At 55.7% G+C, this 24,645-nt stretch carries 21 protein-coding genes and 1 tRNA gene; 7 read left to right on the top strand and 15 right to left on the bottom strand.

The window, feature by feature from the left end:
• Positions 1-4: 4 nt before the first annotated feature.
• From pgaA to ERD84_RS10050, 4 genes are all read right to left on the bottom strand, one after another.
• The gene (pgaA, locus tag ERD84_RS10035) at positions 5-2,464 is read right to left on the bottom strand and encodes a poly-beta-1,6 N-acetyl-D-glucosamine export porin PgaA (RefSeq protein ID WP_130039473.1); all 2,460 of its coding nucleotides are present in this window, start codon (positions 2,462-2,464) and stop codon (positions 5-7) included.
• A gap of 402 nt (positions 2,465-2,866) precedes the next feature.
• Positions 2,867-2,943 (bottom strand) — tRNA-Pro (locus ERD84_RS10040).
• A gap of 151 nt (positions 2,944-3,094) precedes the next feature.
• Positions 3,095-4,024, bottom strand: coding sequence for a hydroxymethylglutaryl-CoA lyase (locus tag ERD84_RS10045; protein ID WP_130039474.1), 930 nt, complete (start codon positions 4,022-4,024; stop codon positions 3,095-3,097).
• A gap of 28 nt (positions 4,025-4,052) precedes the next feature.
• The gene (locus ERD84_RS10050; protein WP_130039475.1) at positions 4,053-5,243 is read right to left on the bottom strand and encodes a CaiB/BaiF CoA transferase family protein; all 1,191 of its coding nucleotides are present in this window, start codon (positions 5,241-5,243) and stop codon (positions 4,053-4,055) included.
• Positions 5,244-5,434: 191 nt separating this feature from the next.
• Here ERD84_RS10050 and ERD84_RS10055 point away from each other — a divergent pair, with 191 nt between their 5' ends.
• Positions 5,435-6,343 (top strand): LysR substrate-binding domain-containing protein, encoded by a 909-nt coding sequence (locus ERD84_RS10055; RefSeq protein WP_130039476.1) that lies wholly within the window; start codon positions 5,435-5,437, stop codon positions 6,341-6,343.
• A 59-nt stretch (positions 6,344-6,402) separates the two neighbouring features.
• Here ERD84_RS10055 and ERD84_RS10060 read toward each other — a convergent pair whose 3' ends face one another.
• The gene (locus tag ERD84_RS10060; RefSeq protein ID WP_130039477.1) at positions 6,403-7,770 is read right to left on the bottom strand and encodes a TrkH family potassium uptake protein; all 1,368 of its coding nucleotides are present in this window, start codon (positions 7,768-7,770) and stop codon (positions 6,403-6,405) included.
• Positions 7,771-7,773: 3 nt separating this feature from the next.
• A complete protein-coding gene (locus ERD84_RS10065; protein ID WP_130039478.1) occupies positions 7,774-8,427 on the bottom strand; it encodes a potassium channel family protein in 654 nt (217 codons plus the stop codon).
• A 115-nt stretch (positions 8,428-8,542) separates the two neighbouring features.
• On the opposite strand from ERD84_RS10065, the gene ERD84_RS10070 reads away from it, so the two are divergent.
• Together ERD84_RS10070 and ERD84_RS10075 are read left to right on the top strand one after the other, a co-directional pair.
• A complete protein-coding gene (locus ERD84_RS10070) occupies positions 8,543-9,619 on the top strand; it encodes an alkene reductase (protein WP_130039479.1) in 1,077 nt (358 codons plus the stop codon).
• 165 nt (positions 9,620-9,784) lie between these two features.
• Positions 9,785-10,183 carry a BPTD_2524 family lipoprotein gene (locus tag ERD84_RS10075; protein WP_130039480.1) on the top strand — a complete coding sequence of 133 codons (399 nt, stop codon included), beginning with the start codon at positions 9,785-9,787 and terminating at the stop codon, positions 10,181-10,183.
• Positions 10,184-10,212: 29 nt separating this feature from the next.
• Here ERD84_RS10075 and ERD84_RS10080 read toward each other — a convergent pair whose 3' ends face one another.
• The 4 genes from ERD84_RS10080 to imuA are packed head-to-tail and all read right to left on the bottom strand — an operon-like array spanning position 10,213 to position 15,894.
• On the bottom strand, positions 10,213-10,671 hold the full coding sequence (locus ERD84_RS10080; RefSeq protein ID WP_130040026.1) for a GatB/YqeY domain-containing protein: 459 nt from the start codon (positions 10,669-10,671) through the stop codon (positions 10,213-10,215).
• Positions 10,672-10,699: 28 nt separating this feature from the next.
• Entirely contained in the window at positions 10,700-13,825 is a 3,126-nt protein-coding gene (locus tag ERD84_RS10085) for an error-prone DNA polymerase (protein WP_130040027.1), read from the bottom strand.
• A 52-nt stretch (positions 13,826-13,877) separates the two neighbouring features.
• Positions 13,878-15,236 carry a Y-family DNA polymerase gene (locus ERD84_RS10090; RefSeq protein WP_130039481.1) on the bottom strand — a complete coding sequence of 453 codons (1,359 nt, stop codon included), beginning with the start codon at positions 15,234-15,236 and terminating at the stop codon, positions 13,878-13,880.
• The gene (imuA, locus tag ERD84_RS10095) at positions 15,166-15,894 is read right to left on the bottom strand and encodes a translesion DNA synthesis-associated protein ImuA (protein ID WP_130039482.1); all 729 of its coding nucleotides are present in this window, start codon (positions 15,892-15,894) and stop codon (positions 15,166-15,168) included. Before imuA ends, ERD84_RS10090 begins: the two co-directional genes overlap by 71 nt.
• Positions 15,895-15,995: 101 nt before the next feature.
• Between imuA and ERD84_RS10100 the strand changes: the two genes are divergently transcribed.
• Positions 15,996-16,664 carry an alpha/beta hydrolase-fold protein gene (locus ERD84_RS10100; protein WP_130039483.1) on the top strand — a complete coding sequence of 223 codons (669 nt, stop codon included), beginning with the start codon at positions 15,996-15,998 and terminating at the stop codon, positions 16,662-16,664.
• A gap of 22 nt (positions 16,665-16,686) precedes the next feature.
• Here ERD84_RS10100 and ERD84_RS10105 read toward each other — a convergent pair whose 3' ends face one another.
• The 3 genes from ERD84_RS10105 to ERD84_RS10115 form a co-directional block, all read right to left on the bottom strand.
• Entirely contained in the window at positions 16,687-17,460 is a 774-nt protein-coding gene (locus tag ERD84_RS10105) for an NRDE family protein (RefSeq protein WP_130039484.1), read from the bottom strand.
• Between the two features lie 10 nt (positions 17,461-17,470).
• The gene (pbpG, locus tag ERD84_RS10110) at positions 17,471-18,526 is read right to left on the bottom strand and encodes a D-alanyl-D-alanine endopeptidase (protein ID WP_130039485.1); all 1,056 of its coding nucleotides are present in this window, start codon (positions 18,524-18,526) and stop codon (positions 17,471-17,473) included.
• Between the two features lie 244 nt (positions 18,527-18,770).
• On the bottom strand, positions 18,771-20,054 hold the full coding sequence (locus ERD84_RS10115) for an MFS transporter (protein WP_130039486.1): 1,284 nt from the start codon (positions 20,052-20,054) through the stop codon (positions 18,771-18,773).
• A gap of 159 nt (positions 20,055-20,213) precedes the next feature.
• On the opposite strand from ERD84_RS10115, the gene ERD84_RS10120 reads away from it, so the two are divergent.
• From ERD84_RS10120 to ERD84_RS10130, 3 genes are all read left to right on the top strand, one after another.
• Entirely contained in the window at positions 20,214-20,720 is a 507-nt protein-coding gene (locus tag ERD84_RS10120; RefSeq protein WP_130039487.1) for a cupin domain-containing protein, read from the top strand.
• Positions 20,717-21,652: a 5'-methylthioadenosine/S-adenosylhomocysteine nucleosidase gene (locus tag ERD84_RS10125; protein ID WP_130039488.1), complete on the top strand. Its 936-nt coding sequence runs from the start codon at positions 20,717-20,719 to the stop codon at positions 21,650-21,652. Before ERD84_RS10120 ends, ERD84_RS10125 begins: the two co-directional genes overlap by 4 nt.
• A gap of 203 nt (positions 21,653-21,855) precedes the next feature.
• Positions 21,856-22,932, top strand: a complete 1,077-nt coding sequence (locus tag ERD84_RS10130) for an AI-2E family transporter (protein ID WP_130039489.1) — start codon at positions 21,856-21,858, stop codon at positions 22,930-22,932.
• Here the strand turns inward: ERD84_RS10130 and ERD84_RS10135 are convergent.
• Both ERD84_RS10135 and ERD84_RS10140 read right to left on the bottom strand, forming a co-directional pair.
• Positions 22,919-23,638 carry a SapC family protein gene (locus ERD84_RS10135; RefSeq protein ID WP_130039490.1) on the bottom strand — a complete coding sequence of 240 codons (720 nt, stop codon included), beginning with the start codon at positions 23,636-23,638 and terminating at the stop codon, positions 22,919-22,921. The two genes, ERD84_RS10130 and ERD84_RS10135, sit on opposite strands and share 14 nt — an antisense overlap.
• A gap of 37 nt (positions 23,639-23,675) precedes the next feature.
• The gene (locus ERD84_RS10140) at positions 23,676-24,614 is read right to left on the bottom strand and encodes a YicC/YloC family endoribonuclease (protein ID WP_130039491.1); all 939 of its coding nucleotides are present in this window, start codon (positions 24,612-24,614) and stop codon (positions 23,676-23,678) included.
• Between the last annotated feature and the right edge of the window lie 31 nt (positions 24,615-24,645).

The raw sequence follows: 24,645 nt of genomic DNA on the forward strand, positions 1-24,645 counted from the left end.
TGTCCTAGAATCGCAAGGTCATTTCGAGCATGAAGCGCAGCTCACGTTCACGCACGCCGTCATATGGCCGGCTGACACCCATAACCGTCGCGCCTATTTCAAATACATCGTCATGGCGGTATTTCATGCCGTAACTCGCCACGCCGATGGCGCCCGTGTCATAGTGTTGTTGTGCATAAAGGCCCGCACCAAGCATCAGGCTGTGCTCCAGGGTCGTGTCGTAGTGTCGATATAGCGTGTGTGTGAGCCTGAGGCTGGGCAGCAGTTCGAGGTCGGATTGGGGATTGAAGTAAGCGGCGCTCTCATGGGTATTGCGTGAAGCCGCAACACCTATGAGCAGGTCGGCCTTGAGGCTTGGCGAGGCATAAAGCCTCTCTCTGCCGCTGAGCACGGCGGTCAATCGATTGTTGCCATCGCTGAAATCCAGAGCGGACAGCGAAAGACTCCAATCGCGATAGTCGCTTTGGCGCCAACGCACATAGGCGCCGGCCCCGTTGGCATAAACGCCGTTGCGTAATGCTCGCAAGGGAGTTTCGCTGGAACGCAGCGCTATCGAAGCACCAACCTGCCACTGGTCATTCAAGTCATAAGCAGCGCTGACGCGGGCACCCGGCTTCGTACCAAAACCATAGTTGTGGCTGGATATCTCCAGCTCACCCGTGAGATCACGGCCTCGCCATTCGATGCCGGCCAGCAGCCAACGGTGACTTCCGGATCCCTCTTCGAAATCCCCTGTGGCATAGCCTGCGCCGCCGAAGGCGCGCCAGTTATGATGGAGTGGCGCCGAATAGAGGACGGTTTCCATACTCAGGTCATTGCTGCCTGTGACTGGACTGTCGGAGGCTATTCCGCCATTGGCCTGGATGCGCAGTTCCGCCTTTTGGTGCAGCTTCCATTCTCGTTCCAGGTGCTGTGTCGAAGGTCTTTCCGGATAGCGGGCAAGCAAGTCATCGAGCAGTATCTCGGCCTGTTTCCATTCCCGAAGGTCCAGGGCCGTCATGCCTTGCATCGCCTCCATTTCGGGCGACCGTGGCTCCAGCGCTTCAGCAACCTTCAATTGCTTTTCCGCACGTCGTGGCCAGCCTCGACTGAGGTAAACATTGGCCAGAGCCGTGCGCAGGCCTACATTGATAGGGGCGTTGTCCACCAGCTCTTCGAGTCGCTCCTGAGCTGCCGGCGTGTTGTCTTCATAAAACAGGCCCAGTGCGCCGGTCTGTTCTGAATACATATGTAGGTCGTTGGGTACTCTTTGTGGTACACCTTTGATGTGCCGCCAGGTGGGCTGCCCGGCCTGTGCCGTTTCCATGACACGTCCTGCTTCAGCAAACTCCTCATTCTCGATCAGCGAGTAATAAAGCCCGAACTGATTACTGAGTTTTTCTGCAGGATTACTGTGCTGGCTGGCCTTGGCCGAGACGACCTGTCTATATAGATTGCGTGCTTTTTCGGGTTGCCTCAAGGCGAGATAAGAGGCAGCCACATGCCTGAGTGCATAAGGCGGTATCTGAACACCCTGGGTGACGAGCGCTTCGTATGAGGCGACGGCATCCGCCGAGCGGCCGCGTACGGCAAGAGCTTGCAAGCGATCAATCTGCAAGCGCCGGACATCAGCCTTGGCTTCGTCTCCCAGCGCCTGCCATGCCGGAATCAACTTGTCATATTCGGTAATTGCTCGGTCAGCGAGGACATAGCGCTCACTCTCCTGGCGGACTGGAGTCTCTGCCAGTCGGGACAATTCCGCCAGATAGTCGGCCTGCAATTTTCGCATTCTCGATGCGTCGACCAGATCTTGATGTTGCCGCGCTGTTTCCAGTGCAGCATGTGCAAGGCCTGCGTTCTCCAATGAGTTCAGGTACTCCCGCGAAACATAGGCTTGCCTCGGCGCCAGGCTGTGCGCTTGACTGGTTTCAAAAAGTGCGGCGTAGGGTGACGAGGCGCTTTTGAGTGCATAGCTCAAGGCGAGTCGTGCATCGGCGTTTGCAGGCTGCTCCTCGACAAGTGCCTGTCCCTGTTGTACGGCACTGTCACGCTGCCCTGCATCAGCCAGCGTCTTGACTTCGCCAACCGCGAAGCGGACCTGCGAGGGATACAGCCTTCGACCATTGTGATAATGGGTTACGGCGGCATCCCAGCGCTGGGTATCGCGGTAGGCGCGAGCTACCGCTTCCAGTACGTTGGCGGGCGGACGATTGGGCTCCGGCTGCAACGCTTCGTAGGCAATGATGGCCTCATTGCTGCGGTTTGCCCAACTGGCGATCAGCACATGATCATAAGCGGCCTGAATATCCTGTGGATGATCGATGGCATGTTGGCGCAACATCGCGAGGGCAGGCTCATAGTTTCCGGCACGTGCGTCCATGATTAAAGTGTCGTACTCATGCCGAGACACTGCGGACCATGCCACGTTACTTAGAGTGAAAGCGGCGACTGCGCTTGCGCATTGCAAGAATGTCAGCGTGTTCATGGCGACCTGGTCAATCGGAAACAGCTGGGGTGAGTTGCTTGCTGGACGGGAGCATGGTGGGGGTTTCCTCTTCTTTCGAGCATTGGTATGGTTGTCGAGGACGGATGCCCATCAAGTTACTGACGCCATAGGGAGTACGTCATGCCCGCAACATATTTAACGTCTAGATACAGACTTTATGGATCGAATGATAGAGAGGAACTTCAGCCAGTAAAATGCGGCTTATGGGGTAGGCTGGATGGAAGAGGGTGGATGCCGATTGGGCCGATTTGCTGAGAGCGCATCCGTCGAAAGGCCGTCGAGGTAGGTGGCTTGGCGTAAGCTTTTCGTGGGCCTTTCATGCGCTAGACAGCCAAAAGAACAAGGGCTTACAGACAAAAGTCTGTAAGCCCTTGATATATTTGGTCGGAACGGAAGGATTCGAACCTTCGACCCCTTGCACCCCATGCAAGTGCGCTACCAGGCTGCGCTACGCCCCGAAACTATTGGCTTTTCAGCCTTTAGCGGTTTTGCCAGCCGACCAAATCAAGACCAGCAAAGAACGAAATTCTAGCACAATTTAAGATGGTTTTTCCATGTTTGCTGCAAAACCTCAATTCGTCACTGTGGCCGTCGAATACCGAGGCGCTGTCAGTAGGCTTGCTCGGGTGCAGGGTGCAAGGTCATTCGTGGCCCAGCTTTCAGGATTTGACTCGGGATATCGTGCCCGACCAGCTCAGGCAGGGCGCTGGAAATTGCCAATATCCGATCCAGATCCACGCCTGTGTGGTAGCCCATCAGCTCCAGCATATGTACCAGGTCTTCGGTGCATACATTGCCGCTTGCGCCAGGTGCGTAGGGGCAACCACCCAGACCTCCCAGGGATGCGTCAAAGCGGTCGCAACCCGCCTCGATAGCCGCAAGTGTGTTGGCCAGCGCCATGCCGCGGGTGTTATGAAAATGCATGGTGAGCTCGAGTTGTTCAAACTGACTTCGAGCTTTTGCCGCGATGTCGCTGACCTGAGACGGATAAGCCATGCCGGTGGTGTCGCATAGGGTGATACCGTCGATGCCCAATTGTGCAAACCGGTTCATGAGCCCAAACACCTCGTCGGTGGCTATATCGCCCTCCATGGGACAGCCGAATACGGTTGAGAGCGAAACATTAATGGCGACATTGCTGCCGCGCATTGCGCCAACCACATCAGAAAGCTGGGCAAATGACTGCTCGCGAGTCATGCGCAGATTGGCGCGGTTATGGGTCTCGCTTACTGACATCACCAGATTGACTTCGTCTACATTGCAAGCCAGTGCCCGTTCGGCGCCACGTACATTGGGTACCAACACGGTATAAATGACCTGGGGATTGCGTTCGATTTCATGCATGACCATGTCCGCATCCTTCAGGGCCGGAATAGCCTTGGGCGAAGTGAACGAGGTGGCTTCGATCTTGGCGTAGCCGCTGGTCGAAAGCTGGTTTATGAATTCGATCTTGTCGTGGGTGTCAATAAAGCGCTTTTCGTTCTGGAAGCCGTCCCGGGGCGCAACCTCTTGAATGTATAGCTTCTTTCCGCTGTTCATTATGCTGATCCTTGAGTGTGCTGCAGCGTTAAATAATCCCGCGCTTGCGCCATGCATCGCGTGTGCTTTGGTCTATGCCCAGCCCTGACAGCACTTGGTCCGTATGCTGGCCGAGCTCGGGTGCGGCGCTACGGACGTCGCCCGGAGTTTCGCTAAGCTTGGGGACAATACCCGGCAGTTTGATGGCTGTGCCATCGGGCAGGGCTGAATCCAGGATCATGTCTCTGGCCTGATAATGTGGGTCGGCCACGATATCGGCGATATCGTAGATTTTCCCAGCAGGAATCTGGCTCGCATTCAGCGCAGCCAGTACTTCATCAAGACTGTGCTGGCCGGTCCATTGCGAGATTGCCTGGTCTATTGTATTGACGTGCTTGACCCGTCCGTCGTTGCTTTCCAGGGCCGGGGCCTGGCCCAAATCGTCCCGTCCTATGACCGCCATCAGTCTTTTAAAGATACTGTCGCCATTGCCTGCAATCAGTACAAATTTACCATCGTGGCAACGGTAGGCATTGCTGGGAGCGATACCGGGCAGGCTGCTTCCTGCAGCCTCTCGCACTTCATTGAAAACGGCATATTCTGGCAGCAGGCTCTCCATCATGTTGAAGACTGATTCGTACAAGGCTACGTCTATCATTTGGCCCTGGCCGTTTTCCTGATCGCGCGCGCGCAAGGCCAGCAGTACACCTATTACCCCGTGTAGGGCCGATAGAGAATCGCCTATTGAAACTCCGACCCGCACCGGAGTACGGCCCGGTTCGCCGCTTAAATGGCGCAAACCACCCATGGCTTCGCCTATGACCCCAAAGCCAGGCAAATCCCGATATGGGCCGGTCTGGCCATAGCCGGACACTCTGAGCATGATCAGCCTGGGGTTGATGACCTTTAATTGTTCCCATCCCAGTCCCCATCCCTCCAGGCAGCCAGGTTTGAAGTTCTCGATGACCACATCGACTTCCTTGGCCAGCGTGCGCACAACCTCTTGTGCTTCTGGCTGCCGCAGGTCCAGAGTTATTGATTTCTTGTTACGCGATTGCACCTGCCACCACACTGAGGTGCCGTCATGGAGCAGCCGCCACTTGCGCAAGGGATCGCCTTTGACAGGCGGTTCTACCTTGATGACCTCGGCACCGAACTCTCCTAGCATCTTGGCCGCAAAAGGCCCGGCAATCAGCTGCCCCAGCTCTAGAATCCGGATTCCTGCCAATGGCTTTTTCATAATTTCCTCGTGAATCGCTTTTGAATTGTTGCCCGGCCAGTCTAGCAAGCAAATTTTCATAATTAAAGAATTGCTTAGTGATGCCGTCATCGCTAAATGCGATGGCAAGGTGCCGCAGCGCTATACTGTCAATACACTATAAAACACCAATGCGGCGTTCTGCGCGGCTCCTTCCTTTATCGTTGGCCACCATGCATCTGGACCCCATCTCTTTGAAGCTGTTCATCAGCGTGGTCGAGCAAGGCACTATTGCGCGGGCCGCCGAGCATGAACACATTGCGGCGGCGGCCATCAGCAAAAGAATTAGCGAGCTGGAAGCGCATCTGAAAACCAATTTGCTCATCAGGACCAATAAAGGCATAAGGCCCACGCCGGCGGGCATAGCCTTGTCAACCATGGCTAAACGCGCCTTGCGCGAATTGGATGATATCTCTACTCATATGAAAGAATATTCGGATGGGGCGCGAGGTTTCATCAGGGTCTGCGCGAATATCTCGGCTATTACCCAGTTTCTGCCACAGGACATCAAATCGTTTTTAAGTGCATACCCAAACATACACGTGGATCTGCAAGAGCAGGTCACACCGGCCATTATCAAGTCGATTTCAGAAAATGTCGCGGATGTCGGGATTTTCTCGGATACCTCTCCGGAAGGGGGTATCGACGTTTTTCCGTACAGAGAGGATGCTTTGGCTCTGATTCTGCCAGCAAGCCATCCTCTTGCAAGCAACGCCAGTTTTAGCTTTGCAGAAGCACTGGATTACGATTTTATCGGCCTGCACAAGGGCAGCGCCATCAACCGCATAGTGTCCAATGCGGCTGACGATCTGAAGCGCACACTTAAAATAAAGGTTCAGGTAACTGGATTCGACACGCTGTGTTTCATGGTGAGTTCAGAGCTGGGAATTGGTGTTCTACCGCTGGCCATAGCCAAACGTTATTCCAAAATGTTTGGTTTGCGTGCTGTTCCCATCAAGGAGCCTTGGGCGCGCCGGAAGTTATTGATTGGCGTGCGCTCGTTCGAGTCGCTACCGGCTGCTGCCAGGCTATTCATCAAGCATCTAAGTCAGGAGTCCGGTAACACACAGGGCAGGCCTTGACTGGCGGGCGATAAACTGCTGGCCTGTGGAATGCGGACACATAGTACAGAGAGTTTGTTTTATCCCACCTGAAATTCGGTTTCCGGGTAGCGTACCCGGCTGCGCTGCTGGGTGGCCAGGCTGTATATCAGTGTTAGGGGGCCCAGCCGTCCGGCAAACATCAGCAGGGTCAGTACGAGCTGGCTGGCTGTTGACAGCTGCGGCGTCAGATCACGGCTCATGCCTGTAGTACTGACGGCCGACACCACCTCGAACAGGATACTGATGAAGGGTAGCTCTTCCAGCGTGGTCAGTATCAGCACCCCGAGAAAGATCAGAGCGCTATTGGCCAGCAGGAGGGCCAGCGACTTCTGGATCGTGTCGGACGATACGGAGCGTTTGAACAGCACGACTTCCTTGCGATGGCGTATGTAGGAATACACGGCAGCCAGCAAGATGATGAAGGTGCCTATCTTGATGCCACTGGCGGTACTGAGTGAACCACCACCGATGAACATCAGCAGCATGATGATGAGAGTGGAGCTGTCGTGCAGCTGGGTAATGTCCAGGGTGACAAAACCGGCCGTGCGTGAGGTAACACTTTGCATCCACGCAGCCAGGGCCTGGCTATGCCAGGGTAGATTGGCCAAGGTGTGAGGGTTATTGAACTCCAGCGCCCATATCACGACAAAGCCTGTCAGATTCAACGCAAGCGTGCCCATAATGATGACTTTGGTATAGGTGAGCAAGCTGGACCAGCGCTTTTTCTGGCTAATATCTCCCAGTACGGAAAAACCGATACCGCCCAGTATGATGGATGCGGTGATAACGAGCACAGTAACAGGGTCGCCGAGAAACTGGTTCAGGCTATTCGGAAACAATGAAAAGCCGGCATTGTTGAAAGAGGTGATGGCATGGAAGATGGCGCGGTAAATGGCGGTTATCAACGGATAGTCGCGCCACCACCATAAGGTCAATATGGTCGCCATAATCAACTCGATGGTAATGGACAGCTTGAAAACCGAAAACGCGGTTTTCTGTATTTTCGACACACTGGTCTGGTTCAGGGCTTCCAGAGCCAACGCCTGGTGGGTCAGGCTCATTTTCTTGCCGAGCATAATCGCGGAAACGACTGCAAAGGTCACGAATCCCAGGCCACCCAGCTGCACCAGGGTCATCAGTACGATTTGACCGAAATGGGTAAAGGCGATCGCTGGCTCCACACTTGTCAGGCCGGTGACAGTAACGGCTGAGGTCGCCATGAAGAAGGCGTTGGTGGCGCTGATGCCGTTCCGGCTGGCCATGGGTAGCGATAGAAGCAGAGTACCCATTAATATCAAGCCCAGAAACCCGGCTGCCAGTATAACGGGTGGGCTGGCGCGAAACAGGCCTGTGCGCTGGATGCGTTGGTACGATTGGTAGCCGTGTAGGGGAAGCCAGTTGCGCATGGCTCAGACGAGTTTGGGAGCGATGGCTTTCAGGGTGGTGAGCTGACCCAGCAGCACCAGTACGTCTTTGGCTTGCAGGATGAATTCGCCAGGAGGATGCACTGTGATGTCGGACCGGCGTTTGATCAACAGTACGTGTATGGTGTCGGGGATGTCCTGCAGCACTTCGCTGAGCAAGATGCCCTCCAGACGTTCGCTCACGCCAATTTCCACGACGAATTCGCCATTACCTAGTGAAATGTAGTCGTTGACCATGGGGTAGCTCAGCGCCTGAGCTACGCGTATGCCCATTTCTTCTTCGGGGTGGATAATGCGGGCCACGCCCAGTTTGCTTAGAATCAAGTGCTGCGCATGCGACGTGGCCTTGACCCAGATGGTGGATATGGCCAGGGACTTCAGATGCACTACGCAAAGCAGGCTGGCTTGTACATCTTCTCCAATGGCGACCAAAACCACGTCGTAGTTGTCGAGCCCCAGCTCTTCCAGTGCTTCGCGATCGGTTACATCTGCAATAACAGCGTGTGTAATCTGGTCGGCCAACTTGTCGACGACCTTGCCGTTGGTATCGACGCCCAGTACCGAATGCCCCATTTTCATGAGCTCCAGGGAGGCGGCGGAGCCAAAGCGGCCCAGGCCAATGACGGCAAATTGTCCCATGCGGTGTCCTTGTTTTACATCAGAAGAATAAGGTGGTCATACGATAGTCGATTGCTAGGATAGCCGAAATTCTGGTACAAACCCTTATGGACATAAGTTTAAGGCAGCATACAACATGGTAGGTTTGTTTGACTCTGTTCAGCTAGGCTCTGTGACACTGGCCAATCGCATTGTAATGTCTCCGCTGACGCGTAACCGCGCATCCGAAGGGCGGATTCCCAACGATTTGATGCGTACATATTATTGCCAGCGTGCAACGGCCGGCCTGATTTTGTCGGAAGCTACCTCTGTTTCGCCACAGGGGGTGGGGTATGCCAATACCCCCGGAATCTGGAGTTCCGCCCAGGTTGAAGGCTGGAAGAAAATTACCCAGGCGGTCCACGATCGCGGCGGCAAGATATTCATGCAATTGTGGCATGTGGGCCGCGTGTCTGACCCAGAATTTCTGAATGGTGAAATTCCTGTTGCTCCCAGCGCCATCGCGTGCGAAGGGCCGGTGCGACTGTTGCGGCCTGAGCGTCCCCATGTCGTGCCTCGCGCTCTGCATATCGAAGAGATCCCCGGCATTGTGGCCGACTTTGCCGCAGGTGCACGCAAAGCCAGGGAGGCCGGTTTCGATGGGGTCGAGGTGCATGCGGCCAATGGTTATCTGATAGACCAGTTTTTACGGGATAGTGCCAATAAGCGCTGTGACGCTTATGGTGGCTCGATTGAGAATCGTACACGCCTGCTGCTGGAGGTGGTTGATGCCTGCATCGGTATTTGGGGGGCGGGTAGAGTAGGGGTGCATCTTTCACCTCAAGGCGAATCACACTCCGTCAGCGACTCGAATCCCGGAGTCTTGTTCAGCCATGTTGCCCGTGTACTAGGTGAGCGGGGCCTTGCTTTTCTGTTTATACGAGAATCACAAGGACCAGACAGCCTGGGCGCTGAGATCAAGCGCCTGTTCAGGGGGCCGGTGATTTTCAATCAGGAGTACGATGCCGCCGGCGCGCAGCATGCCGTGCATATTGGCAAAGCTGACGCCGTGGCCTTTGGCAAGGCCTATATTGCCAATCCGGACCTTGTTGCCCGTTTGAAAACAGGCGCCCCACTGAATGAGTGGGATGAGTCCACCTTTTATACTGAAGGTGGCCGAGGCTACACGGATTACCCCTGCTTGAGCAATATGGCGGCTGAAACCTGCGTCTGACAACATCAGAAATCTCTTCGCGGCTCCTTTGGGCTTGCGTTGTCGGTGACAAAAAGCTTTCACGACGTGGACAGGCGTGCTAACTTCTTAGTGTAAAAGCGCTACGGCAGCCTGGCTGTTGCGTGGTTCGTTTTAATATGCGTGCAAGCCGTCAGGAGACGTGGGGTGAAAGCGTTATTGTCCGGTATTAGTGTGTTGGCCATGTTGTCGGGATGTGTAATGGGTGTTCAGCCCGGGGGTGATTCGCCCAGCGTTTCGTATAAAGTGCCGCGTAATTACCAGATTGTTTATTTGCGGGCGCAAAACCAGGCCAGCGAGTGCCTGACAGGCAAGAATCAGTATGACGTCTATGCGCAGGTAGATCCGGACATGCAAACCGGAACGGTCTCTGTGCGCAGCCCCTTGGGCGCAGTGGTGGCCCGGAGCGACATCAAGGCAATTGATGCCAGCCATACCGAGGTTACTCACACGGTATGGGGGCGGACTCCCTGGGATGAGGATGCCTTGCAGGCCATGCGCCAGTCTGTGCTGATGGATACCTCAGTGTGTGTGGCCTATAAGTAATATCCATATCCATTGGTATGGAAACGAAATTACATGAGTCTGGCCTTGACCTGAGCCGACACTGCCGACATATCGGCTCGACCGGCGAGTGCGGTTTTAAGTATGGCCATGACTTTGCCCATGGCTGGTGCGCCTGTCACGCCCTGGTCGTTTACCTGTGCAATGGCCGCGCCTATGGCTGCTTCGACTTCGGCGGGATCGGCCGCCTGGGGCAGGAATTCCTGCAATACAGTTACTTCGGCTTTTTCCTGTTCAGCGGTTTCGATGCGTCCCGCCTGTTCAAAGGCCGCAATGGACTCCCGGCGCTGCTTGACCTGTTTTTCAATGATGGCAGTGATTTCGGTGTCGTCCAGCTCGCGTCGCTCGTCGACTTCTTTTTGCTTGACTGCTGCCTGCAGGAAGCGCAAGGTGCCCAGGCGGGCAGAGTCTTTGGCGCGCATGGCAGTTTTGACGGCCTCGGCCAATTGGGGTTTCAGCAAATTGCCCATGAAAATATCCCGTGTAAAGCGTTTCATTTTAATGGAAGTTTCGGCTGCGGGTGGGTAAACCACCCAATAAATGGCTTAGGTTCACCAGGCGGCTGGCCATCAGGTGGCAAACACCCTGGTGACTTTGCCAGATACCATAGACACCCATGAGCTCGGACTCGAGCAGCTCGGCCCGCTGTCTTTCAGCCAATTCGGCCCGCACAATGACATTGACGTTGCCGGTTTCATCTTCCAGCGTTACAAAAATAATGCCCTTGGCGGTTTGGGGGCGTTGACGCCCCGTCACAATGCCGCAAGCCCGGGCCAGGCGCCGATCAGGATAAGCATTCAGTGTTGTTGCCTGAATGAATTGCCGTGCCTGCAAGGCGGGACGTAACAGGGCTAAAGGGTGCCGTCCCAGGGTCAAGCCCAGCGACAGGTAATCCGACTTGATGTCCTGGCCCTCTGTGGGTGCAGATAATGCAGGCGGCAGTGTTTCGATGATGGGAGCATTGCGCAACAGGCCTTGAAAAGTCTGGCTGGCTGCCTGCCAGCTTGCCAGGCGCCGATGCCCGCTCAAAGCTTGCAGGGCGTTGGCAGCTGCCAGCACATCCATGGCAGACCGATTCAAGTCAGCACGTACCGCCAGGTCTTGTACGCTGGAAAAAATCTGCTGCGCACGTGCGTGCTCTATGCGTAAGGCTGCTGCCTTGGATAAACTCTTGACCTGGTTCAAGCCGAGTCTGACAGCGGGGCGCTGGTTGCTGCCCTGTGGCTCAAGGCAGGCCTCCCAGTTGCTGGCCATGATATCGACAGGCAACACGCATACTTGATGGCGTCGGGCATCTTGCACTAACTGACTGGATGAATAAAAGCCCATCGGTTGCGAGTTCAGCAAGGCGGCCAGAAAGGCTTCGGGTTCGTGACACTTGAGCCAGGCGCTGAGGTAGGCCAGCTGGGCAAAACTGGCGGCATGGCTCTCAGGAAAGCCGTATTCTCCGAATCCTTCCAGTTGTTTGAAAATGCTGTGTGAAAAAACCTCGGAACATCCATTGGCGATCATGCCGTTGATCAGGCGATCACGAAAAGCATCAACCCCGCCTTTGCGCCGCCAGGCAGCCATGGAGCGACGCAGTTCGTCAGCCTCGTCGGCGCTGAAGTTGGCGGCAACCATGGCAATTTGCATGGCTTGTTCCTGAAAAATGGGTACGCCCAGAGTCCGCTTCAGCACTTTGGCGATGGCTGGAGTAGGGCTGTCGGAATTTTCCAGCCCTTGCCGTCGTCTGAGATAAGGGTGCACCATGCCGCCTTGTATTGGACCGGGGCGGACAATGGCAACCTGCACGACCAAGTCGTAGAAGACCTGGGGCTTCAAACGTGGCAGCATGCTCATTTGCGCACGCGATTCTATCTGGAACACGCCGACGGTATCGGCGCGCTGGATCATGGCATATGTCTCGGCATCGTCCGATCTGATGTCTTGCATGGTGAATGCCTTGCCGCGACGCTGTGACACCAGTTTCAGGCAACGCTGTAAAGCCGACAGCATGCCCAGAGCCAGAATATCCACCTTGAGCAATCTCATGGTGTCCAGGTCATCTTTATCCCATTGCACAATGCTGCGGTCGGGCATAGCGGCGTTCTCGATGGGAACCAGCCGGTATAGCGCGCTGTGGGCAATCACGAAACCGCCTGGGTGCTGGGACAGATGGCGCGGAAACCCCATCATGGTTTGAGCTAATCCTGCCCACATTTGGGTAATGCGGGCATGGGGATCCAGACCATGTTCAGCGATTTTTTCGAGCAGGCTTTGCTTGCCACTCCAGTAATGAAAGGATTTTGCTACCTTGTCGATCAGGTCAGGGTCCAGGCCCAGCGCTTTACCCGTATCGCGCAATACGCTCCGGCTGCGGTAAGTCGTGACAACAGCTGTTAGCGCTGCGCGATGCCGTCCATATTTTTCGTATACATGTTGAATGACTTCCTCGCGACGCTGGTGCTCGAAGTCGACATCAATATCGGGAGGCTCTTTGCGGGCCTGGCTGATGAAGCGTGCAAACAGCGCATTGCCGTTTTCAGGATCGACCTCGGTGATGCCCAGGCAATAGCACACGGCAGAATTGGCAGCCGAGCCCCGGCCCTGGCACAGAATGTTGCGTGATCGGGCGAATTGGACAATTTCGTATACGGTCAGGAAGTAAGGCTCGTACTGCAGTCCGGCGATAACCGCCAGCTCGTTTTCCAATTGACTCTTGAGTTGTACGCTCAGCCCTTTGGGATAGCGTTTATGGGCGCCGGCAAAGGTCTCCTGACGCAGATAACTGCCTGGCGTCATGCCTGTGGGGACGATTTCCCTGGGATACTGATAGCGGATTTCTCCTAGGTCGAAAGTGCAAAGCTGGCTAAGAAACAGCGTTTCCTGTAGAGCCGGTTCAGGATAGATATTGGCCAGGCGCAAGCGGCTGCGCAGATAGTGCTCTGCGTTGGCTTGCAAGGCATAGCCGCAATTCTGTACGGGCTGTTTCAAGCGGATGGCGGCCATCGTATCGTGCAAGGGTTGCCGGGAGCGCACATGCATTTGTACTTGCCCTGTAGCCACCAGCTTCAGGTCGAAGCGTTCGGCTGCGGATTGAAGCGTAATCAGGTGTTGTGCATCGGTATAGCGATGATGCAGGCTCAGGCCCAGCCACAGGCGTCCTGGAAAGGCTTGTTGCAGCAATGGAATCTGGGTTTTCAGCTGGGCAAGGTCGGCGCCATAGTCAGGCTTGAAAATAAACAGACAGTCAGGCATGCGCTTCAGGTGCTCATGGCCTGGAGCAGGGGCAAGTATGTTTTGCAGGCTTAACTGATATTGACCTTTAGCGCAGGATCGGCGGGCCAGGGTGATGAGTTCGGCGAGATTGCCATAGCCATTCAAATTACGGGCCAGAACAATGATGTGCATGCCGTCCAGCACGAAGCGACTGCCTATGATCAGTTTCACGCGATGTTTTTTGGCTTCGGTCCAGGCTCGCACTACACCTGCCAACGAGCACTCGTCGCTCAGGGCCAGCGCCTCGTAGCCTAAATGAGCAGCGCGTTCAATAAGCTCTTCGGGATGTGACGCACCCTGAAGAAAAGAAAAATTTGAAATGCAATCCAACTCGGCATAGGGAGGGGGTGTCAGCGCGTGCATAAGCATAGGTGGTCATCAGTATGCAAGACCTGGTCATGAGGTGCTGCAAGGTTTAGGCAAACAGGCCATGCAGAAACCAGCTGGGGGCTGGTGTTTCGCGTTGCCGGTAAACCCAGTAGTAGTTGCCATGCTGATGCTGCGCAATAAAGTAATCGCGGCGTTCGTGCCCTGCATCGCCCCACCAGCCTGTTTCCAGTCTTTCGGGCCCCTGGACAAGTCGTAGTGGGCTACCCAGATAAACCGGCCGATTATTGACTGTTTGCAAAGCCACAGCTGTAGGCAGTAGCCAGAAAGGTCGTGTTTGTTCAGGTAAAAGAGGCGGTATGCAGGAAGACTGTGCAGGAGCGTCGGTAACAGGTGCCCAGTGGTTGGCAAATTCAGGGCGGTAGTCTGCAACAGGCTGGGCCTGCAGTACGGCGTCGGGTCCCAGGCGTGCCCTCAATAAATCCAGCAGGCGGTGCTCCTGGCGCAGCCATTGCGCCGGCTCGGGAAACAGGCTGGCACTCAGGGCGGGACGGTCTGAGACCTCGTTTACGAACAGTTCCAGGGCAATGACACCTGCAGGCAAGTGCAGGGCATCAAGCTGCTCTTTGAGCACGCTATAAAAATCGCCAGGTATCCAGACGGGATCTGAAAAGTGCAGGAACAGGGATGTGGGTGCTTGTGCGTGACGTCCTTTTTCGTGATGGAAATGAAATTCCAGCATACGGGCGGCTTTTTGCTGTGCTTGCAGCCATCCGCACAATTGCTCGATGAGTCGCCCTGCGTAAGCCAACAGGGCATGACTGTGCTCCAGTCTTTCATCCAGATCATGACGTTGTGCAAAGGTGCAGGGCGCCTGGAACCAATTGAAGTGCTGCAGAGCATCTCCGTAAGCCGCATCCAGCTCTTGCAGCAGCTGAGGATTGCTGCGTTGTTGCAGGCCTGCACGTGGCAGGCGGCGCAGTTGCGCCAGTGTGTGGCAAGCCAGACCATCGAGCCATTGGGCATAAGGCAGGGCAGCAGGCAATACCTGCACCGGCAAAGTTTGCAGGCGACGCTGCAAGGTTTCCAGACGTAGGCAATGGCGCCATACATGCCTGGCCTGGATGGCCAGAATCCAGGAGCCCAGCGCTGTAGGGGCCATGCCGCTGCAGGCGTGGATTTTCATGTTCTGTAGCGTCTGATGCAAATGCCTGAGCATGGCGCGGGGCCCACGGAACAGGCTGAGGCTGGCGCCTACGTCGAGCACTATGGCGTTATCTTGGTACAAGGCCACGTTGGGTGTGTACTGCAGCATGCCGAGGGCCAGGCATTGCGCAGCTTGCCGCCTGGTTTGTACCAGGGCCGCCATGGACTCTTTAGTTGATGGCTGCGGAGTATCGGTGTTCGGTTTGGGGGCGGGCAGATACAGACTGATCCAGAGCGACATGAGAGGTGATGCCTTGAATGGCGCGTGCAAAAGAGAAGGTAATGAGCAACGGCTCGGTGGAGCAGGGTCCACGGCGTTTGATGATGAGGACTTCAAGGCCGTAAGGTTTGGCCTGCAGCCGCAAGCGTAGAGGTGCCGCACTGGCTTGCTGGCTTGCCTCTTGGGGCCGTAGCAGGAAAAGCAGGGTGCCGGTTTGTTGGGCAGCCAGGTGCAAGCGCCGCAAGGCAGAAAACCGCACATGGCCAGCCCAGCAAATTACGGCGGCGCAAGCGTTATGCCTGAGAGTTTGCTCGGTGGCCCAGAGTGTGTCGAGACAGGTTCTGGGCTGGATCCAGAGCAAACGGTGTTGCTGCAGCTGCCAGTTACGCCAGCAATGGAAATAAGGCTGATGAGGCGGGTTGATCAGGGCAATGCTGCGCTTGCTGTCTAACTGGGCCAGGGCAGGGCTTAATAATGAGATTTCTCCGATGCCGGGCTGGGCCGGCAGGATTTCGATAAGGGTGCCCAGTGGCCATCCTTGGTCAGGCAGTTCTTGGTTCAGCTGCCCGAAACCACTGGAGATGCTGCTGCATTGCGCCCGGGAGAGCTGCGTGGCTCGCCATAGCGCCGGGTGTATCCGTTCTGGATGCCGCAAACTGGAAGGTTGAGCTGCTGCCATGGAAATATTTAACTGTATGAATATACAGTTAATATAGCCTAAATTTGATAAGAATATCTGGCGTACAATTTTCTATTGTTCCAGATCAGGGTGTTTACCGCATGGCAACCAAGCCCGCTCTTTCCGAGCCTTTGATTTTTATTCCGGCCCATGACAAGCCTCAATTGCTTTTTGTCCTGCTGCATGGTGAAGAGGCCGATCCTGAACAGCTGTTGCCCCTGGCTGATGCCATCAAGCAGGCATTTCCTTTGTCTATGGTGGTGCTGCCCCGGGGTCTCCATGATGTCGGCAGGCAATTACCCGACCTGATCCAACAGGTGCAGCAGCTGCAGCGCAGTTATGGCTTGTCTGGCCAACAGACCGCATTGGCGGGTTTTTCACAAGGCGCTTCGATGGCGTTGGAAGCCAGCCATGCTCAACCTGGTCTGGCTGGCCGTGTGCTGGCTTTTTCGGGCCTGTATGTCACGCCCCCCACCGAAGTGCCGTCCGCCACCTTGTTGCATTTTTTCCATGGTGCCAACGACCAGCAGGTATCACTCAACGAGGTCGAATCAACGCTAAGCCGTCTGGCCGAATTGCAGGGCGATGCCACACTGGATGTGGCCTCACAAATCGGGCACGAGTTGCACGACGCCCTGATCAGGCAGGCTATTGTGCGTTTGCAAACCTGTGTTCCTTTGCGTAGTTGGGAAGAAGCCATGGGTTCTTTGCAGCAGCAGGCCGATCAAAAGGCACAGCCCACGAGCGACCCCGCTAGAATCCTGCACTAATCCAATAGTCGGTCTGCCTAGTTTACGACACGGCAAATGGCCAGTCATGGCGTTGGGTGGGGGCACCTGAGGCGTCATAGCTGATTTCGCTGAGTATGGCGCGGCCGCTGGCATGCAGGGCAATAATGGTCGAGCAACGCGTGCCGTAGTCCGGGCTGACTATAAAAGGGCTGCTGAGCAGGCGCTCTCGCTCCAATGTCAGGCCTGTGCTGGGCAGGGCATGATCCTGAGCAGGCGTGTTGTCTTTAAGAATGTCAAAAACAGGCGTCAATGACTGATCCAGGTGCTCCAGGGGAAAGGCATCCAGCGCCAGGCGCAGGCGCTCGGCTTTGGGCCAGTTTGTGTTCAATAAATGGTTGGAGAGAATATAGCGGCCTGGTGTCAATTGGCTAGGCTTGTCCTGCCCGTGCCGGTTGCCGGTATAAAAAGACTGCTGGCGGTCACCGATGATCAGATTGAAGCCATTATAAAGTGTACCTATGGAGTGCACCTGCTGTGCGTAGGTCTGAGGTGACTCGTGGCCGATCAGGTACTGGCTGATCAGTTGCCCGCGTGTGGGGGCGTTGTCAATTAAGGTGGACGGATCACGATAGTTGGTGATCAGGGCATATCGCCCTTGCCGTGTGACGCCCAACCAGCTTCCTTGGGCCTGGCAATCTATGCCTGCAATGACATCAGGATGCTCTGTCCACGGAGCTGCGGGCAGGCAAGGCCGGTCATGGAATTCGTCGCGATTGGCGGCGATGAACAAGGGCCAGTCGGGGTGTGCCGCAATGGCCAGATAGGCGATGCACATTACAGGAAAATTAAAGCATGGCTAGCTTGTTTTCGTTTTCGACCAACAGAGTACGTAAACGCACCGCATCGCCTATGCGGGAATGGTTGCTGGAGTTCAACAAAACGATGGCGACATCGCGTTGATCGATTCGGGCCAGCATGACCAGGCATTCACCCGCTTCGTTGATGAAGCCGGTTTTGGATACCTTGATGTCCCATTTGGAGTTACCCACCAATCGATTGGTATTGTTGTAGACCAACTGTCGGCCCCGGCCGACGGTGACTTTGTACTTGTCGTCGGTGGTATAGCGGTGTATGAGCTTATGCTCGCTGGCGGCGCGCAGCAGCTTGACCAGATCGCGCGAAGTGGACACATTGTCACTGGACAGGCCGGTAGGTTCTACAAAATGGGTATTGCGCATGCCCAGCGCACGGGCCTTGTCGTTCATGGCGCGTACGAAGGCGGGCATGCCGCCCGGATAGTAGCGCCCGAGGGCATGGGCGGCACGGTTTTCTGATGACATCAAGGCCAGGTGCAGCATATCGGCACGCGACAGTTGCGTGCCAACCGCCAGACGAGAGCGAGAATAACGCAAGCGATCGACGTCGGCATCTGAAATAGTAAGGATGTCGTCCATGGGCTGCTTGGCCTCGGCAATGACGAGGGCCGTCATAAGCTTGGAGATCGAAGCGATGGGGCGAACTTCGTCTCCCTTCTTGTCGTACAGGACATCAAGGCTGTCGAGGTCTTGAACAAAGGCAACTTCAGCACGCAAGGTGGCCAGATTGGTCAGCGGTGCGAGATCCGCTTCCCGAGCAGCGCGATGCACGACAATGTCGTTGTCATGCTGCCCCGGATTGCGCACACCAACGCGTATTTGGCTTTGCTGCGCGCCCTTGGGGGTGTAGTTGACGGGTTGCAGGTTCTGGCGTTGAACGATACGGGTTTGATGAGTGCTAGCTGCTTGTTGCTCGGCACTGGAGCTGGCTTGCACGGGCAGACTCAGACTGGATGCCAGCAACAGTATGGGCGTTACAGTCAATAGCGAATAGCGGGAATGTGGTGGATTCCAGGTAAAAGACATGGCCGGCCCATCGAAGTATTTTTGATTCTCGAAATAGTATCAGAAAAAATAGCTATATATTAGATAGTTACATCATTAATTTAAGTTTTTTTTTAAGTCCTCCCTATAAGCTGCAGGGATATTGGATGTTTACTGTTTTTATACACAGTAAAAAAAGATGGAAAAACCGTTTGGCATCGAATGCCAGGCTACCGTGGTGGGCAGTAACAAGTTCGGGTCCAGTCGACTGCAGTTTGTTTCAGACTCAGGCCCGTGCTGTAAGGCCTGCAGGACCGGGGCCGCGCCTGGAGCGGTACAGCAGAAACCCGATAATGCTGATGTTCAGCAGGTTCCAGGCTATGCCGTTGATAAAGGCCGCCTGGTATGAGCCGCTCAGGTCGAAGATGGCCCCCGACATCCAGCCTCCGAGGGCCATGCCGAACAGGGTAGCCATCAGTACGGTTCCAACCCTCGCGCCGGCTTCAGCTGGGGAAAAATACTCGCGCACGATCAAGGCATAGGCGGGCACGATACCACCCTGGAACAGGCCGAACATGCCCGAAATGATATATAGCGATACCAGGCCCTTGCTGGGCAGGAACATGAGCAGTGCAATGCCCTGGAGCACCGAGCCGAGAAGCAGTGTACGCAAGCCTCCGATGTGGTCGGAGATCCAGCCCGACCCCAGGCGGCTGATGATACCCAGCCCCAGCATCAAGGCCAGCATTTCGGCACCACGCGCCGCGCCCAACCCTAGGTCGCCACAATAGGCCACGATATGCACCTGGGGCATGGCCATCGCGACGCAACAGGCTACGCCCGCGATGCAGAGCAAGGTTTGCAGCGTTCCAGGGGAAAATCCCAGCGGTCTGGATGGATCGAAACGGGCAGCCTCACGAGTAAAGAATGTTTGACGTTGGGCTGCTGTGCCAGGGGTGCCCACGGCTATTGAGGGCGGACGACGACGATACACCAATGCCAGCGGCAGCATGGCTGCCAGACAAAACATACCTACACCTGTATAGGTTTGACGCCAGCCCACAGTATCGATGAAATGCTGCAGCACGGGAGGCCATACTGTGCCGGCCAGATAGTTGCCACTCATGCAGATAGCCAGCGCAATGCCGCGCCGACGCGTGAACCATTGTGAGGTATCGGCCACCAAAGGTGCAAAGCTTGCAGCTGTGCCCAGCATGCCTATCAGCAAGCCTTGCGCCAGATTCAATTGCCATAAGGCATCGGCCGAACCTGCCCAGATGAATCCCGTGCCCAGGCCGAGCGTACCAACGACCAGTGGAACGATGACGCCAAAGCGGTCTGAAAGCCGGCCCATCAGGATACCGCCCAGACCGAAGCCCAGCATAGTCAATGTATAAGGCAGGGAGGCGTCGGAGCGGCTGATGCCGAATTCAGCCTGGATCTGCGGCAGCACGACGGTAACCGAATACATGCCCGAGCCGCCCAGCGTCATAAGCAGTAGGGAGACAACAAGCCTGGCCCAGGCGTAGGGCGTTTCAACAGCTTCGCTGGACGATGCAACAGTGCTCATGAGTAGTGGAATCCTTGCTGGAGCACATGATACCCGTCTTTGCCATTACCTGGACGGCTGGGCGTTGTGTCTCTTGTCTGAATAACAGCTTTGTAATCTCAAGCGGTAAAGATACAATCTTTTGCAAATCGAAAATGTATAACCCGGAGCGCATAGGTCATGACGATCAACCCCGAGGTTGAACGCCTGATCAGGCGATTTGACCTGCAAGCCCATCCCGAAGGCGGTCATTACACCGAGACATATCGCAGCGCGGTACAGGTCGCACGCCAGGACGAGCGTGTTGTGCACAGCGCATCAACAGCCATTTACTATCTGCTCAGCGCTGGTGTGTATTCGACCTGGCATCGTATTGCATCCGATGAAATGTGGCATTTTTACAAGGGCTGCGTGGTGCTGATTCATGTGATCGATAAAGCCGGCATGCTGCATACCCATAGGCTGGGCGATGCATTGCAGACGGAAGATGCATCATTTCAGGTCATGGTGCCAGCAGGCTGCTGGTTCGCTGCTGAGCTGGCTGACCCACACGGCTATGCGCTGGCTGGCTGCACGGTGGCGCCGGGTTTCGAGTTCAGTGAGTTTGAGTTAGCCGATACCGCTAAGCTATCACATCGTCATCCGGAGCATGCAGCCCTGATCGAACGACTGGGTGCGCGTACATGAAGTCGACCTCATTGTTTCTACGCTGCCTGCTTGCTACTGTGCTGTTGGTGCTGATGGCCATTCGGCCATCGATCGCCGCTCCGCGACTTGATGAAACACCCCGCATAGCGGTGATCTCCGCTTTCGAGCCTGAATTGAGTCTGCTGCTGGATAAAACCAGACAGACCCACCAGTTTTCAGTCAACGGCACGACGTTCACAACAGGTGTCTTGCAGGGCAAGCCTGTAGTCCTGTTCCTGAGTGGCATCAGCATGACCAATGCTGCCATGACCACTCAACTTGCACTCGATCGGTTCAACATCAGTAATATTGTGTTCAGCGGCATTGCCGGCGGCGTCAACCCAGACTTGCATATTGGCGATGTGGTGGTGGCTGCCCGCTGGGGACAGTACCTGGAAGTGTTGATGGCGCGCGAAGTCGCGCCTGGAGTGTTTGACCCGTCGGCATCGAATAAACTTGGCTTTCCCGGTTTCGGCATGATGCAGACACGGCCAGTCAAGGTGGTGTCGGCCAATGAACCACAGGTCCATAAGAAGTTCTGGTTTGAGGTCGATCCCGACATGCTTGCGGTGGCCCGGGGCTTAAGTGATATAGCGCTGCAGTCCTGCGACTCAGGCGATCAGTGCTTGCAGCGTGAGCCACGCCTGATGGTGGGGGGCAACGGCGTATCGGGAGCGGCTTTTGTCGACAATGCCAAGTATCGGGAGTATGTTTTCAAGACTTTCGAGGCCAACGTGCTGGATATGGAAAGCGCCGCCTGCGCCATGGTGGCCTATACCAATGCCGTGCCTTTTATCGCTTTTCGCTCGCTCAGCGATCTGGCTGGCGGAGGGGACGGCGCCAACGAAATGCATACTTTCATGGATATAGCCGCCGCTAACTCGGCCAAGGTATTGCTGGCCTTTCTTGATGCCTGGTCAGCAGCTCCCTGAAGTTTGTCGGTTTTTCTGACAAGACCATACTGCCGCAAACACAGTTTCCTGTTTATGACTTTTTTCGTGATATTGTCGCAACACCGAGCCTGGGTCACTCCAGACGAAAAGCAAGACCGGGTAATGCAGCAACCATTTTGCAGCACTCGTTCCATGGGCCCACCAAAACGGGCCTTTAATGTAAAAAACACAGCACCGACACTATGCATCCTGTATTGCCCGCTTTTTTGATTGCCCGTTGGCTGCTTGTGCTGCTTATTCTGGTTGGCTTGTACTTTCTGAGCGGTTTCCTGGTTCCCGTCCTGGCTGCATTGATAGTCAGCCTGGCCAGTTGGCCCTTGTACCTGCGCTTGCTGCGTCGTTGTCATGGCCGTAATGCATTGGCGGCCTCATTGGCTTTAGTCATAGTGATTATTGTGCTGATTGTGCCCCTGTCGCTGGCACTGAGCTATGCGGTGCAGGAAGCCAGCAATTTCATAGCCTGGGCATTGGCTGCTAACCGGCAAGGCATGCCTGCGCCATCGTGGATACTCGCTTTGCCACTGGTGGGAGCGCGACTGGCCGAATACTGGACGACTTATCTAGGTGAGCCGCATGCATTAGGCGAGATAGTTGAAGTCGTCAGCGGCGAACACTTGGGCAATATTTATCGCATGCTGCTCTCTGCAACAGGTGATGTGTTCCGATTGCTGCTGGGCGTGATCTTCATGCTGATCACCCTGTTTTTTATTTACAAGGATGGCGCCCATATTCTGGGTCAGCTCGATATCGTCGGCGACCGCATCTTGCCAGGACGCTGGCGCCGTTTTTCTCGTGTGGTGCCCGCGACCATCAACTCTACTGTCACGGGCATGGGGTTGATTGCGCTCGGAGAGGGGGTGGTGCTGGGCCTGGCCTACTGGGTCGCTGGTGTGCCGTCACCCGTGCTGTTAGGGGTGATTACCGGCTTCATGGCCTTGGTTCCCGGTGGGGCGCCGCTGTCGTTTACAGTGGTTTCCTTATATCTGGTGGGTTCGGGCGACCCCATGGCAGGCCTGGGCTTGTTTCTATGGGGAACGGTCGAACTCTTCATTGTGGACAAGACTTTGCGGCCCCGCCTGGTGGGCGGACCAGTCAAGCTGCCTTTCCTGCCCACTTTCTTTGGTCTGGTTGGCGGCGTTCAGACCATGGGCCTGGTGGGGCTGTTCGTAGGCCCTGTCTTAATGGCGTTGCTGGTCGCCATCTGGCGTGAGTGGATACACGAAGGCGACGATAAAGCTGCAAAGATCAGTCAGGTTTGACTTGGCTGAGCAGGTTGTTCCAGGTAGCCACTGAAATCAAGTGGCAGTAAACCAGGGTTAGCCAGCCCTTGGCGCGCCAGCGCAGAAATTCTTGCTCAGGCAGGGCATTGAACTTGGCTTCGTCAATGACTTTGAAGCCTGAAAGCGTCAGGTGCTGACCATTTGGCAGGGTAATGTCTGCCTTGTTGTCGACCAGCAGATCGGCTTCAGCCAGCGCGCGGGAAAATTCGAGCGTATAGGCATGCTGGCTTTGATATTCCCGACAGAATTCCAGCGCATTGCGTGTGAGTTCGCTGGGCTTGCCCTCGTTATCGAAGAAGGAGTTCTCGGCGCTTTCAACTACACTGCTTGCCAAGGTATCTACGCATAGCGTGAACTGATCGGCATTCTCTAGAAAAATAAATGGATAGCGACGAATATAAGCGGGTATATAAGAGTTAGCCTGCCATTGGCCATCGGCATTGATGAACAGATTTTCCTGGCCCCGCAAGCCGAGCACGGCTACAGGCGCGGGCTGCTCGCCTTCAGTAAAAACAATAGGGTAGTGCCGGCAGGCTGCGGCCATTTCGCTCGACACCAGGGGAACCGAGTTGGCGCTGGCGGCAAAAGCATAATTTGGTTGCTTTGCAAGCGATAGTTTGGCGTGCAGCCCAGGCTGCAAGGCCTGGGGCTGTTTATAAAAAAGCGGGAGCGCGGTGGATGTCATGAATTTTGCAATAAAAAGTGTTGTTTGATGCCTTATGTTACTCGATGTTTTGCGCCTGTTCACGCATCTGCTCGATCAGCAGCTTCAAGTCGATGGCAGCGCGTGTCACACTGATTGCACTGGCCTTGGAGCCCAGCGTATTGGCTTCGCGATTCATTTCCTGAAATAGGAAATCCAGTCGCTTGCCCACGCTGCCACTACCTTGCGCTTTTTTACCCTGGCTGGCGCTGCTGCTGGTCGCACCAAGCAGGTGTTCAAGTTCGGTGATGTGTGAGCGCAGCCTGGAAAGCTCTTCAGCTACGTCTATGCGCAGCGAAAACAGCGATGCTTCTTGCGCAATACGCGCGGTAAGCTCGGCGCCGCTGATCTGTGCAAACCCGTCAGGACTGGCGGCTGTCAGGGCATCCCGCAATTTGGAAGCGATTTTGTCATGGTGCTCGGCAAGCAAGGCGGGCAGGTCGGCCTCTACCTGGTTCACTATGGTGCCGATATCGCTGGCGCAGGCCAGCATCATATCGGCCAGGCGGCGGCCTTCGCGTTCGCGGGCAGCAAGCAGCTCGGCAAGTGCCTGAGTGGTGGCCTGTGCACACAAGGCCAGCCAGGTCTGGCTATCGGTGGTGGCGGCATTCTGCCCGGACGAATTGTTTAATAGCTCGCTAAGACGCGGTGCGGCAACGTCGGGCAGATACTGGCGCGCCACTTCGAGCTGACTGGCAATCTGTGTGAGGTAGTGCAGGTCGAGGGCCGTGGCGCCCTGGCTTTCAGGGCGTGCATAATTGGCCCGGATCTCTACCTTGCCGCGCTTGATGACCAGGCCCAGTTGTTCACGTATGGGGCCTTCTGCCATTCTGAGCTCGTCGGGCAGCCGGAAGCTGACATCCAGGAATCGGCTGTTGACGGTGCGAAACTCGATGGAGACGCTGCCTTGCGGGGATTCGGCTCGGGCATTGCCAAAAGCGGTCATGCTACGGATCATGAGGGTTGTAGTCCTGAAGTTGCTTGAGGCT

It is taken from the genome of Pollutimonas harenae, from assembly GCF_004153685.1.
GTDB lineage: Bacteria > Pseudomonadota > Gammaproteobacteria > Burkholderiales > Burkholderiaceae_B > Pusillimonas_C > Pusillimonas_C harenae.